Raw genomic sequence first — 12,505 nt, 5'->3', positions numbered from 1 at the left:
AAACCCGAAGTGCCATAAAGCCGAGGCGACGGGACCCGAAGCGCCGGGCGGATGCAGTGCAAGTTTGTTGAATTGGGAGAATAGTATGGAAGAACTCGTCAACCGGATCATGACAGCGGCGGGGATCGATGAGGATGTCGCCAGGAATGCTATCGGCATCATTCTCGGTTTTCTGAACAAGGAAGGCCCCGAGGACAAGATGCAGCTCATCTTCGACGCTCTTCCCGGGGCAACCGAACTGGTTGCCGCGCGCGAGCAACAGAGTTCCGGTGGCGGCCTTCTGGGTGGCCTGGGAAACATGATGGGTGGCGGAATGGGCGCCATGGCGGCGCTAAATGAGTTGACAAATGCCGGACTCGATATGAACGGAGTTCAAAGTGTTGCCAAAGAACTCATTACATATGCTAAGGAAAAAGCAGGGGAAGACGTTGTGGATGAAGTGATTTCACAAATTCCGGGACTGAGCCAAATCGTCTGACTGCCCCAGCGTTCGGTCGCCGGTCTTGAAGGGAGTTCTGTGCGGATGTCTTATTCCATTGCTGAAATCGAGGGCATCGGCCCGACTTATGCTGAGAAGCTGGGTAATGCCGGCATCAAGACCACGGAAGCGTTCCTTGAACGGGCGAAGGATCCGAAGGGACGCAAGGCTCTTGAGGATGAAACCGGTATTGACGGCAAGCGTATTCTGAAATGGGCCAATATGGCCGACCTGATGCGCATCAGCGGCGTCGGGGAGGAGTATTCCGAGCTTCTGGAAGCAGCTGGTGTCGATACGGTGAAAGAACTCAGGAACCGGAACGCGGTCAATCTTGCGGCGAAGATGCAGGAAGTGAACACGGACAAGAAACTCGTGCGTCAGGTGCCCAGCGAAAGCCAGGTGACCAAGTGGGTCGACCAGGCCAAGGACCTGCCGCCGATGATGACCTACTGAGCCTATTGGCGCTGCCGCCTGACGTGGCGCGCCGGTCCCTTACAGTCAACATCAACCGGAATAGAAAAAGGCGCGCCACCGGCGCGCCTTGATTGTTTGTTGCAGTGAAAACCAGAAAGACGTTCAGTCCCGGGTTTTCCCGAAATTAAACGCTGATCTGGCCGTAGCGGAGCGCTTCGACAACGGTGTGCGTCTTGTTGGAAGCGTTCAGCTTGACACTGGCGTTCTGCAGATGTGCATGGACAGTCCGCTGGGAGATGTCGAGCACGTCGGCAATCTGACCTGCTGTCTTGCCATAGGCGGTGAGTTCGAGAACCCTGCGCTCACGGGTCGACAGGGCACCCGGACGCTGTCCGGAAATCACGCCGAGTTCGCGCAGGCGAGAGAACGCAGCGGCCGACAGAACTTCCAGGTTGGCAAGATCGTATTTATTGACCTGAAGCGAGGGCCCGCTTGCAAATACGAATGCCTGGAACGGATAGAGTTCCGTAACCGGGACAACCACGATCTGGCTGCCTTCACCGGCGGAAGCCAGAAGATCCGAATGCTCCATGTCGCCTGCGGTTATGGTCCAGATCCGGGCTCTGTTGGAGCCGAGGCCGAGCATAAGCGCGCTGTCGTTTGCGGAAAGCGAGGTGCTTTCAATTCCGTCATTGCGCTGGTCGGGCCAACGGAACCGCTGAACAAGATTGTCGATCGGGCGGTTCGGCATCGGCAGCCCGGTGATCAAAATATGAGTCGCCCCCATACGCCGAAGGTTGGATTCAAGAATATCCAGAACGTGGTGGGCTGCGTTTGCTTCCGAGATTGCTCTGAGTTTGCTTTTCAATTCCGTTTGATCAAGCACTGTGCACATCCTTTGCGGCCTGTTTTGGGCCGCTTTTTTGCAGACACCTCGAAAATTCGTGAGGGTTTGTCCGCTGATGGGTTAGTCACGTGTCCCGTCCAACCCTTGCAGGTGAAGACTGAACCCGAATGTCGCGCACTTCATTATTGGGCGGTAGAAATTCCCATGCGTCAACAGCCATAAGCTACAATACAATTGATGATCGTACCAATAGGGAAAATTGGTGAATTTGGCTTAATGCGCCAAAAATTTGACAGTTTCTTGTCATCTTCTGCAGTTCCTGCCTTCTTTTAACAATATCCTCGCCTTCTATTGTTGAAGAGCAGGTGCAAAATTTGCGCTATAAATTTATTTCCGGTGAGGAACTAAGCACTTCCTCCATCCGGATTCTTGTCGGAATTCGCAAACCTTACCTTTGGTAATGTCTTGGGCGGACCAACCTTACCCTTTCTGCTGAGTTGCCAAGCTTCAAGCCCGGGGACTAAAACGGTGCCAAGGGAGATGATTGCAATGCCGCGCAGCTTTACCGGACCCGACAGTTTCTTTTCCTCTGACGAGGAGGCGTGGTGGGCATCCGTCGACAAGGCCCTGAAAGGAACGTCGAGAGAGAAACTTTTCGGATCGACGGAAGACGGTCTGGAGATCGCGCCGCTTTACGCGCGCTGGCCGGACACGCCAGCGCGATCGCTCCGCTCCCATGCCGGGGACTGGACTGTCGTCCAGAGGATCGACATCGCGGATCCGGACAAGGCCAATGCGCAGATCCTTGACGATCTCCAATCCGGAGCAAGCGGACTTGAGCTGGTTCTGCCAGGCGCCCATGCGACGGGTGGCAATGTCATCGGCGTGACCGATCTGGCCGGCATGGAAACTCTCCTGAGAGACGTGCAGCCAGACCTTATAAATATACGCATCGACGCGGGCGCGCAGACACCTGAACTTCTGGTGCTGATTCTGGCACTTCTGGAAAAACGCAGGATTGACCCGTCGCAGGTCGCGATAACCGCAGCTTTCGATCCCTTTGGCTGGATGGTCGCGGCCGCAACGGCAGATCAGGACTTCGAGGTCATCGCGAAGCGTTTGCAGGACGTCGTCCTTGCCGCGCGGGAGACCGGCAGTCCGCTGCGGGCCATGACTGCAGACGGGGCTGTGTGGCACAACGCCGGTGCGACACCGGTTCAAGAACTGGCTTTTGTGCTTTCGGCGGTGGTTGCCCATCTGCGTCGACTTGAAGATGCCGGGCTTCCGCCGGAAGAATGGGCGGAGCGGATATCCATGTGCCTTGTTGCGGATGCCGATCAGTTCGGCACGATTGCAAAGGCACGGGCGATACGGGCCCTGTGGTCCTGCGTCCTGGAGACGGCGGGTCTGCCGCGGTCCCCGGCGGCGCTGCATATGACGACGTCGTACCGGATGCTGACCGCGCGCGACCCCTGGGTCAATCTTCTGCGAAACACCGTCGCGGCCTTCGCAGCCGGTATCGGCGGCGCCGACAGCGTCTGTGTTCTGCCGCACACTCTTGCTGTTGGTCTGCCGGACGGCTTCGCACGCAGGCTGGCGCGCAACACCCAGTCCATTCTTCTGGAAGAGAGCAATCTGGCGAAGGTGACGGATCCGGCTGCCGGGGCCGGTGCGATGGAAGACAGGACCGAGAAACTCTGCGGGGCTGCCTGGGAGCTGTTTCAGGAAATCGAGGCGGCCGGAGGACTGCAGACCGGTCTCGGCCAGGGGCTCGTGCAAAAGCATATAAGCGCGGCGAAGGACGAGCGGGACAGCGACATTGCCCGCAGGAAGCGCCCGATCACAGGAGTGAGCGAGTTTCCGGATCTGTCCGAGAAGGAAGTCTCCGTGCTTCAGGACAGCGCAGACGCGGGACCGTCAACGCCGCGGGAACTGCCGGATCTTTCGGCACTGCCGGTGCCGGGTGACGGCCAGTGGTTCAAGGCGTTGCGGTCACTAGCTCTTCAGGGCGCGGCCCTGGTCGATGCTGCCCAACCCAAAGATCTCGGGAAACGCGACCAGTCTGGTCCCGCGCTGGTGGCCGGCCGGGTCGCCGAGCCGTTCGAAGAGCTGCGCGCCGAAGCGGCACGTTTCGAGGCGGCGACCGGTGCGCCGCCGCAGATCTTTCTGGCAAGTCTTGGTACTCCGGCGCAATTCACGCCGAGAGCCGTCTGGACGGGGAATGCCTTCGCGGCCGGCGGCATAAGGGCGGCCGGACCGGCGCCCCACGCTTCGCTGGAAGCGCTTCTTGAAGCGTTCAAGGAGAGCGGTGCCACGCTCGCCTGTCTTGTTTCCTCCGACGATGTCTACGAAGCCCAGGCGCAATCTGCGGCGCGTGCGCTGAAGGATTCCGGTGCCGGGCATCTTTATCTGGCAGGCAGGCCGGGTCCGCGCGAGGCGGACTATAATGGGGCGGGCGTGGATACATTTCTTTACGCCGGCTGCGATCTGCTGACCCTTTTGAAAGATGCGCACAGGCACCTGAAATCGGTCTATGATGGCGGGCACTCTGATCAGGAGATCCTAAAATGAGCAGGATCCCGAATTACGCCGGTAAGCCGTTCGGCAATTTTCTGAAGTCAGCGGAGGCCGGATCGCAGCCGGGCTGGCGGACGCCGGAGGATATCGAGGTTCCACCGGTCTATCAGGCCGCGGACCTTGACGGGCTGAAGCATGTCGACACCTGGCCGGGCCTGCCGCCATTCCTGCGCGGCCCCTATCCGACCATGTATGTGCAGCAGCCCTGGACTGTGCGACAGTACGCGGGATTTTCCACGGCGGAGGATTCAAACGCCTTTTACCGGCGCAATCTGGCTGCCGGTCAAAAGGGCTTGTCGGTGGCCTTCGATCTCGCCACCCACCGGGGCTATGACAGCGATCATCCGCGCGTTGCCGGGGATGTCGGCATGGCGGGCGTGGCCATCGATTCCATCTATGACATGCGCACGCTGTTTTCCGGCATTCCGCTGGACAAGATGAGCGTCTCCATGACCATGAACGGCGCGGTTCTGCCGGTTCTGGCGCTATATATTGTTGCCGGGGAAGAGCAGGGCGTTGCCTGGAAGGATCTGTCCGGAACCATTCAGAACGATATTCTGAAGGAGTTCATGGTCCGCAACACCTATATCTATCCGCCTAGTCATTCGATGCGGATCATCTCGGATATCTTCCAATTCACGTCTCAGAATATGCCGCGTTTCAACTCGATCTCGATTTCCGGCTATCATATGCAGGAAGCGGGTGCGACGGCGGATCTGGAGCTGGCCTATACCATCGCCGACGGGATCGAGTATGCCCGCGCCGGGGTGGCCGCCGGAATGGATATCGACCAGTTCGCACCGAGGTTGTCCTTCTTCTGGGCAATCGGCATGAATTTCTTCATGGAGGTCGCCAAGCTGCGCGCGGCGCGGCTGATCTGGGCCACGCTGATGGCAGAAAACTTCCAGCCGAAGAACCCGAAATCCCTGTCCCTGCGCACCCACTCCCAGACATCGGGCTGGTCGCTGACGGCTCAGGACGTCTTCAACAATGTTGTGCGCACCTGCGTGGAGGCGATGGCGGCAACGCAAGGCCACACCCAGTCGCTGCACACAAACGCTCTGGACGAAGCGCTTGCCCTGCCGACTGATTTTTCCGCCCGCATCGCCCGCAACACCCAGCTTTTCCTGCAGCAGGAAACCGGCACCACCCAGGTGATCGATCCCTGGGGCGGGTCGTATTATGTGGAGAAGCTGACTGCCGATCTTGCGGAAAAGGCGATGGCGCATATTCGCGAAGTGGAAGAGCTCGGCGGCATGGCCAAGGCCATCGAGAAGGGCATCCCGAAGCTGCGCATCGAGGAAGCCGCCGCCAAGACCCAGGCGCGGATCGACGGCGGCGCCCAGACCGTGGTCGGCGTCAACAAATACAAGCCGGAGAGCGAGCAGGACATTGACGTCCTGAAGGTCGACAACGCGCAGGTACGTGCCGCCCAGATCGACAAGCTGAAGCGGCTGCGGGCGGAGCGCAACGAATCGGAAACCCGGTCCGCGCTCGATGCGCTGACGAAATGCGCCGAGACCGGTGAGGGCAATCTGCTGGATCTGTCGGTCAAGGCGGCCCGGGCCATGGCGACTGTCGGGGAAATTTCCCTGGCAATGGAAAAGATCTTCGACCGTCACAAGGCCGAGATCAAGTCGATTTCCGGGGTCTACAAGCGGGAGGCGGGCGCCATGTCCGGGACCATCGAAAAAGTTCAGAAGCTGGTCGAGGCCTTCGAGGACAATGACGGGCGCAGGCCGCGCATCCTGGTCGCCAAGATGGGGCAGGACGGCCATGACCGCGGGCAGAAGGTGATCGCCTCCGCCTTTGCAGATCTTGGTTTCGACGTCGATATCGGCCCGCTGTTCCAGACACCGGAAGAAGCTGCCAGGCAGGCGGTGGAGAACGACGTCCATGTCATCGGTGTTTCCTCGCTTGCCGCCGGGCACCTGACGCTGGTGCCCGCCCTGAAGGCGGCGCTGGCCGGGGAAGGCCGGGAGGATATCATGATCGTGGTGGGCGGCGTCGTGCCGCCGGGGGATTACGATGCGCTCTACAAGGCCGGAGCGGCGGCGATCTTCCCGCCGGGTACGGTGATCGCGGAAGCCGCTGTTGGCTTGATCGGCAAGCTGAACGAGCAGCTTGGCTACGGTTCCGCCGAGGCGGCCGAATAACACAAGATCGCAGGAGAAGCAGGCACGTGTCCCGAAAGCTGACCGGAGGGTGCCTCTGCGAGGCGGTGCGCTATGTGTGCGCTGCGCCGCCGACGGTCACGGTGAAATGCTATTGCCGGGACTGCCGCAGGATCGGTGGTACGGGGCACGCGACGCACAGCGTCTTTGCGCAAGAAGCCTTCTCGCTGACGGGCACGGTTACCGAATTTGAAAAGACCGCCGATAGCGGCCGGACCATCAACAGGCGGTTCTGTCCCATCTGCGGCAGCGCTCTTTATCATACGCGCGATGGCATGGAGGGACTCGTGGTCGTCCGGGCGTCGTCTCTGGATGATCCGGAAAGCGTCATACCGGAACGGGCTATCTACGTGTCGCGGGCGCTCTCCTGGGATCCCGCCGATCAGGAGCTGATCTGTTTCGAGGAAATGACGCCGCAGGCAAAATAGACCTCCGGCCGGGGGATTGCGGCAGGAATTCCTGTCAGGGGGCCGCTGTCATGCCAAGCGGTATCGGCGGCTCCAGATAGGCGCCGAAGAGATAGGGACCCATGCGCCAGCAGATCTGGGTGAAGGCCAGTGTCAGATCCTTGTCGTCCTGAATCAGGACCCGATCCGGCACAGACAGCTCTGTTTCCGCCACGACAATGCCGATATCGCCGTCTTCCAGATCATACAGGGTGCATTCGCAAATCGGCTTTTTGTCCAGGTCCAACAGTTTGCCGGAACGCAGACGGGTTCTGGTCGCTGGCGTGGGCCGGTCTTCCGAAAAAAAATGGGTTTGTGACATTCCAGCGCGCCTTACCTGTCTCAACCGGGGTGTCGTTGGACTTTCCACGGTTGAGGTACCCGTTGAAACTTGCGCGGGGCTGGAGGAGGCGCGCGTCGGCCGGTACCAGGTCACCGGAGATGATCAGTCTTCCGGGCTTTCAGGAGGGCGGTAGACAAGAATGTCGCCGGGCTGGCACTCGAGCGCAGCACAGATCTGCTCAAGCGTTTCGAAGCGAATGCCTTTCACCTTGCCCGACTTGAGCAGCGACACATTCTGCTCAGTGATACCGATGCGCTCCGCAAGTTCCCTGGATCGCATCTTGCGGCGAGCAAGCATCACATCAAGTTCCACGATTATCGGCATTGCGTTCCTTTATGCACCGGATGAAAGCCTGCACCGCGAGGCGTCAGACAAACTGACGGTTTTCGTTCGCGAGCGCGGCGGCCTCGCGCATGATCCAGCCGAACACAAGCAAGAGCGCTCCGAAAACAAGAAAAAAGAACTCGCCGCCGTTCAGCGCGATCTCGAGGCTGCGCTTGCCCGGCGCATTGTCCCAGGTCAGGAGAACGGAACTGATCGGGTCGCTCAGAATGTCGAAGACACCATAGGCAAGCAGCCAGAACCCGGCGTTCAGCACGTGAGCCTGCGTGGCAGGGGCGAAAAACGCGCCGTCTTCAAACTGGGCGAAAAGCTGCCGGATGTTCCAGAGAATTCTGCGGAGCAGAAAAAAAGCAAACAGCACCATTGCAACGAGGCCAAGGCGTTGGGCAAACGGAATGTCGCCCAGTCTCCGCTCTTTCCCGGCCAGATCGAGCATGCCCGTCGAGACGTCGAGAAGGGTGGGCAGAAGAAGGAGGAGGACCAGAAGCGCGCCGACAATGGAAACCAGGATCAGCAAGGCTGTCACAAACCATTTCATCACGTTCGAGAGCCTTCGGATTCGCGTCAGACGTTTTTCCCGTTCCAGTCCTTCAGGGGTGCTCATAGCCGTCTCCACCAAGTCAATCAGATTGTGGCGATGCTACAGCGGACAACAGGTCTGTTCAATATGTAAAAAACGTTTTATGTTAAAAATTTATCGTAATACAATAAATTTTGTCTGCGTTTTGATGTCTTTTCCTATGTTGCAGCCCCTCTTGCAGCAAGGGCCGCACTCATGACAAGTGCGGCCCCGGCAGTCTGCGGTGCGGTCAGAACTTGCCGCGTCAGATTGATTTCAGGAAACCCTGAATCCGCTCAAACGCGACACGCGATAAAAATCAGCCGTAGACCATGTTCGGCAGCCAGGTGATCAACTCCGGGAACATCATGCACAGGACAAGCCCGACGATCTGCAGTGCCAGGAAGGGCAGGGCGGATTTGAAGATATCGGTCATCGGGATTTCTTTCGGCGCGACGCCGCGCAGATAGAAGAGAGCATAGCCGAAGGGGGGGGACAGGAAACTCATCTGCATGTTGACCAGATAAAGGACCCCGAACCACAGCACCAGATCGTCCGGATTGTCGAGGCCGAAGGAGGCCGCGCCCAGTGCCTTGATGATCGGCACGAAGATCGGTACGCAAAGCAGAAGAATGCCGACCCAGTCCAGGAACATCCCGAGCACGACCAGGACAACTTGCATGATGATCAGGATACCCCAGGGGCCGAGGCCAGTGGCTTCGAGCGCGCCTTGAACGAATTGCTGACCGCCTTCGAGCACATAAAGGCCGACGAAGATCGTTGCCCCGAACATGATCCAGATCACCATGGCGGACGCCTTGAGGGTGGTCAGGGAGGCCTCGCGCAGGGTCTGCCAGTCGAGATTACGGTGAATGGCGGCGACGATGATTGCGCCGAACGTACCGATCCCGGCCGCCTCGACAGGGGTGGCAACACCGGTGAAGATCACACCCAGCACGATGACGATCAGGACGATCGGTGCGGACATGTTGGACAGCAGCCGCATCTTTTCCTTGAAGGGGATCCGCTCTTCCTCGGGGATCGGCGGTCCTTTCTTCGGGTCGATCACGCAGCTCATGATAACGTAGAGAATGTAGAGACCCGACAACATGAGGCCGGGGACGACAGCGCCGATAAAGAGTTCACCCACCGACTGTTCCGCCACCACGGCATAGATGATCGCCAGGATCGACGGAGGGATAAGGATGCCGAGCGTGCCGCCCGCCATGATCGAACCCATGGCGATCTTGGGATCATAGTCACGCTTCAGCATGGCCGGGAGCGCGATGATACCCATTGTCACGACCGCCGCGCCGATAACACCGACCATCGCGGCAAGTATGGTGGAGGCGATGATGGTTGCCGCCGCCAGGCCGCCTTTAACGCCGCCGAGTACCTTGTAGATGACGTCGAACATCTCGTTGATGATGCCCGCTCGTTCCAGCATCGACGCCATGAAGATGAACAATGGTATCGCCGAGAGCTGATAGTTGGTCATCAACGGGAAGATGCGTGACGGCACGATGTTGAGCGCCCGTTCATCGCCCAGCACGAACAGGAAGACGCAGGCGAGGCCGCCGGTAACGAAGGCAAGCGGCAGGCCGGCCATGAGCAGGACCAGCAGCGAGCCGAACATGATGAGTGTCAGCCACTCGATTCCGATTTCAAGTCCCATGGATTCAAGCCCTGCCCATTAGCGCGCGGATGTCCTGCGCGAATTTCGAAATTCCCTGAAGCACCAGGAGCAGGCCTCCGAGCACCATGACCCACTTCATCGGCCACAGCGGCACCTCCCACTCGTTGAAGCTGATTTCTCCCCAACGCACGTTTGGATCCGTCCATTGGGAGAGGGACAGGCTGCTCAGCGCCTCGCCGAGGCCGATCTGGCCGCGCGCCCAGTCAGAGACGAGCGCGTTGCCCGAGGGCACGGCGATTGCGTCAAAGGCAAAGATCCAGGACGTGTAGAGCAGCGTGCCGGCGAATATGAAGAAGAAGACCGAGGTCAGCAGATCGACGACCGCCTTGCGGCGGGGCGACAGGGGCGCGTAGAAGATATCGACGCGCACATGGGACTCCGTCAGCATGGCGTAGGACCCGGCGATCAGGTACTGCATGCCGAACATGAGATACATCGCCTCGTGAGCCCAGTTGGTCGGGCTGCCGAAGACATAGCGGCTCATCACCTCGAAATAATAGACAATGACCGCGATCACCGCCCAGTAGCTGACGAACTCGCCGCAGAAGAGCGACAGCCGGTCGATCCAGCCTGTCCAGCCGGAAGAGACGTGACTGGCGTCGTCCTTGCGCTCGGCTTCCTCCAGGGCCTTGAGTTTCTTTTCCGCCTCGCTGAGTTCCGGATCGGGCGGCAGATTGGCATTCGCCTTGCGCACCAGAGCAGGAAGCAGAAACGCATCCACCAGAACACCGGCGAGCAGCAGCCAGAAGGCGTATTTCGCGAAGTTGCCCCAGAAAACGAGTGTCTTGCGGGCTTCGTCCGCCGCCGGCCTGGCGGTTACCAGTGCGGTTTCCGCTTCGGCGATGCGCTCGCGTCCCTGGTCGATACGCTGATTTGCCCGGCGGACGTCGCGCTGGGCCCGGCGCTCGGCCATACTGCCTTCCTCGGCATCGGCAAGCGCGCGTTGCATGGATGGCAAAGCGGTTTCCGCCGCGCTGACGCGATCCGTTTCCCGGTCGAGTGTGCGCTCGGACTGACGCACCAGATTGTCCATGTCGGACACGACCGACCTTGCATCGTGGCTTTGCGCATTGGCGAACAGGATGCAGATGAAGACGGGAATATAGACCAGCCCCAGCAGGCTCTTCAGATACAGCCTGTGCAGGCCGAGTATCCCGCCGGTGACAAGAATGAAATAGGCGAGCACCAGCGAATATTGCCGCTGTTTCGGCTTTGGCCGTTTCGCGAGAAATGTCGCAATGACCGGAAAGACGATCAGTCCGACCCAATAGGCCCAATGCGGCAACGTGAAGTCCAATTGAGGCATGCCTCACCCTTCCCCAGGGGCGCGGATCGGTGGTTACCTCCTGGCCCCAGTCGAATTCAAGCGGGCCCGCGCAGTAGACTGCACGGGTCCGGGTCTCAAGGTGTCTTGAACGGGCCCGAACCTGCTGCGTCCGGATGAACGCAGAAAGTTCGGGCATTTAAAGGCCGATCAATTTTCAGAAATTCAATCGAAACCGATGAACGTCCGTTGATCTAGAGGTTGAGCTCCAGGCCCTCGATCTGCTCCGGCGTCACGTATCCGAGCGAGCCGGACATCATGTAGTCGAGCTGGATCTTGAAGATACGGGCGCTGTCCTTGTCGCGGTTCGCGTAGTTGAACCAGATCGGCACGGCAACTTCCGTCATCAGTTCCACGTCGTCCTGGCTCAACCGGGTGATTTCGGTGCCGTCGGCCTCGAATTTCTCCCAGGCGTCCTGGTCGGCCTTCTGGATGGCCGCGTGGTGCATGTCGGAATAGACGTGCGTTTCCATTTCCACGAACCGCCGCATTTGCGGGCTGAGCGCGTTCCAGGCATCCATGCCGACGGTGATGTCCATAAGGTCGACCGGCTGGTACAGGGACATGAAGCCCGGAGGGCCCATTGAGATGTAGTCGGTCACCTGGCTGAAGCCGAGCGAGTAGTTGACTGCAGGGCCGACATAGTCGGCAACATCAATGGTGCCTTTTTCGAGAGCCGGGAAGATTTCCGACCCCGGAAGAACGGTGGTTTCCGCACCGATTTCAGTGAAGACCTCGGCGACCATGCCTCCCGGCAGGCGCATCTTGCGGCCGCGGAAATCATCGATGGACCGAATCGGCACCTTGGAATGGATGATGTTGGGCCCGTGATGCACAGGTCCGACGAACATCATGTTCTGCGCGGCATAGAGTTCACGGGCGATTTCAAGACCGCCGAGCGAATAGTAGAAGACGTCCCATTCGTGCGGATTGCGCAGTCCCAGCGGGTAGCTGGTCAGGAACGTTGCCGCCGGAATGATGCCCTGGGCATAGATGGTGAACGGATTGACCGCATCCAGAACGCCGTTCTTCACGGCATCGAAGAGCTGGAAATCGCCGACGACGTCATTTGCGCCGAAAGCCTGGAAAGCCAGTTCGCCGTCCGTTTTTTCCTCAATGGTCGCACACCAGTCCTTGAAGATCTGAAGGCCTGCGCCACCGGGCCAGGACGACTGGATCTTCCAGGTCGTGGTCTGTCCCTGCGCCGATGCGACATGCGGTGCGGCAAGAGTTGCGGCACCGGCGGCGCCGACACCGGCTATCTTGCGAAGGGCCTGCCTGCGTGTGTTCAGTTGTTTCATGGTT

At 59.5% G+C, this 12,505-nt stretch carries 12 protein-coding genes; 5 read left to right on the top strand and 7 right to left on the bottom strand.

Annotation, left to right across the window (positions count from 1 at the left end; all coding sequences use genetic code 11):
• Window positions 1-64 precede the first annotated feature (64 nt).
• Together OA90_RS15990 and OA90_RS15985 are read left to right on the top strand one after the other, a co-directional pair.
• Window positions 65-478: a DUF2780 domain-containing protein gene (locus OA90_RS15990; RefSeq protein ID WP_347876839.1), complete on the top strand. Its 414-nt coding sequence runs from the start codon at window positions 65-67 to the stop codon at window positions 476-478.
• Window positions 479-523: 45 nt separating this feature from the next.
• Window positions 524-931: a DUF4332 domain-containing protein gene (locus OA90_RS15985; RefSeq protein WP_068413890.1), complete on the top strand. Its 408-nt coding sequence runs from the start codon at window positions 524-526 to the stop codon at window positions 929-931.
• Window positions 932-1,076: 145 nt separating this feature from the next.
• Here the strand turns inward: OA90_RS15985 and OA90_RS15980 are convergent, their stop codons facing one another.
• On the bottom strand, window positions 1,077-1,787 hold the full coding sequence (locus OA90_RS15980) for a helix-turn-helix transcriptional regulator (RefSeq protein ID WP_244274652.1): 711 nt from the start codon (window positions 1,785-1,787) through the stop codon (window positions 1,077-1,079).
• Between the two features lie 501 nt (window positions 1,788-2,288).
• Between OA90_RS15980 and OA90_RS15975 the strand changes: the two genes are divergently transcribed.
• The 3 genes from OA90_RS15975 to OA90_RS15965 are packed head-to-tail and all read left to right on the top strand — an operon-like array spanning window position 2,289 to window position 6,918.
• Entirely contained in the window at window positions 2,289-4,310 is a 2,022-nt protein-coding gene (locus tag OA90_RS15975; protein ID WP_068413887.1) for a methylmalonyl-CoA mutase family protein, read from the top strand.
• A complete protein-coding gene (scpA, locus tag OA90_RS15970) occupies window positions 4,307-6,472 on the top strand; it encodes a methylmalonyl-CoA mutase (protein ID WP_068413885.1) in 2,166 nt (721 codons plus the stop codon). Before OA90_RS15975 ends, scpA begins: the two co-directional genes overlap by 4 nt.
• Window positions 6,473-6,498: 26 nt before the next feature.
• Window positions 6,499-6,918, top strand: a complete 420-nt coding sequence (locus OA90_RS15965; RefSeq protein ID WP_068413883.1) for a GFA family protein — start codon at window positions 6,499-6,501, stop codon at window positions 6,916-6,918.
• A gap of 34 nt (window positions 6,919-6,952) precedes the next feature.
• Here the strand turns inward: OA90_RS15965 and OA90_RS15960 are convergent, their stop codons facing one another.
• The 6 genes from OA90_RS15960 to dctP form a co-directional block, all read right to left on the bottom strand.
• Entirely contained in the window at window positions 6,953-7,258 is a 306-nt protein-coding gene (locus OA90_RS15960; RefSeq protein WP_068413879.1) for a hypothetical protein, read from the bottom strand.
• A 123-nt stretch (window positions 7,259-7,381) separates the two neighbouring features.
• Entirely contained in the window at window positions 7,382-7,603 is a 222-nt protein-coding gene (locus OA90_RS15955; RefSeq protein ID WP_068413876.1) for a helix-turn-helix transcriptional regulator, read from the bottom strand.
• 43 nt (window positions 7,604-7,646) lie between these two features.
• The gene (locus OA90_RS15950; RefSeq protein WP_068413873.1) at window positions 7,647-8,225 is read right to left on the bottom strand and encodes a hypothetical protein; all 579 of its coding nucleotides are present in this window, start codon (window positions 8,223-8,225) and stop codon (window positions 7,647-7,649) included.
• Window positions 8,226-8,499: 274 nt separating this feature from the next.
• Window positions 8,500-9,855 carry a TRAP transporter large permease subunit gene (locus tag OA90_RS15945; protein WP_068413870.1) on the bottom strand — a complete coding sequence of 452 codons (1,356 nt, stop codon included), beginning with the start codon at window positions 9,853-9,855 and terminating at the stop codon, window positions 8,500-8,502.
• Window positions 9,856-9,859: 4 nt separating this feature from the next.
• The gene (locus OA90_RS15940) at window positions 9,860-11,182 is read right to left on the bottom strand and encodes a TRAP transporter small permease subunit (protein WP_068413867.1); all 1,323 of its coding nucleotides are present in this window, start codon (window positions 11,180-11,182) and stop codon (window positions 9,860-9,862) included.
• Window positions 11,183-11,394: 212 nt separating this feature from the next.
• A complete protein-coding gene (dctP, locus tag OA90_RS15935) occupies window positions 11,395-12,501 on the bottom strand; it encodes a TRAP transporter substrate-binding protein DctP (protein ID WP_068413866.1) in 1,107 nt (368 codons plus the stop codon).
• Window positions 12,502-12,505 lie beyond the last annotated feature (4 nt).

Source organism: Labrenzia sp. OB1, assembly GCF_001624695.1.
Lineage (GTDB): Bacteria > Pseudomonadota > Alphaproteobacteria > Rhizobiales > Stappiaceae > Roseibium.
The sequence above is the reverse complement of the archived record's forward strand: the minus strand, read 5'-3'. Positions and strand labels throughout refer to the sequence as shown.

Bases quoted from the DNA above. Each gene is read 5' to 3' on its own strand.
- OA90_RS15985 (WP_068413890.1), top strand. From the start codon at position 524: ATGTCTTATTCCATTGCTGAAATCGAGGGCATCGGCCCGACTTATGCT.
- OA90_RS15980 (WP_244274652.1), bottom strand. From the start codon at position 1,787: ATGTGCACAGTGCTTGATCAAACGGAATTGAAAAGCAAACTCAGAGCA.
- OA90_RS15975 (WP_068413887.1), top strand. From the start codon at position 2,289: ATGCCGCGCAGCTTTACCGGACCCGACAGTTTCTTTTCCTCTGACGAG.
- scpA (WP_068413885.1), top strand. From the start codon at position 4,307: ATGAGCAGGATCCCGAATTACGCCGGTAAGCCGTTCGGCAATTTTCTG.
- OA90_RS15960 (WP_068413879.1), bottom strand. From the start codon at position 7,258: ATGTCACAAACCCATTTTTTTTCGGAAGACCGGCCCACGCCAGCGACC.
- OA90_RS15955 (WP_068413876.1), bottom strand. From the start codon at position 7,603: ATGCCGATAATCGTGGAACTTGATGTGATGCTTGCTCGCCGCAAGATG.
- OA90_RS15950 (WP_068413873.1), bottom strand. From the start codon at position 8,225: ATGAGCACCCCTGAAGGACTGGAACGGGAAAAACGTCTGACGCGAATC.
- OA90_RS15945 (WP_068413870.1), bottom strand. From the start codon at position 9,855: ATGGGACTTGAAATCGGAATCGAGTGGCTGACACTCATCATGTTCGGC.
- OA90_RS15940 (WP_068413867.1), bottom strand. From the start codon at position 11,182: ATGCCTCAATTGGACTTCACGTTGCCGCATTGGGCCTATTGGGTCGGA.
- dctP (WP_068413866.1), bottom strand. From the start codon at position 12,501: ATGAAACAACTGAACACACGCAGGCAGGCCCTTCGCAAGATAGCCGGT.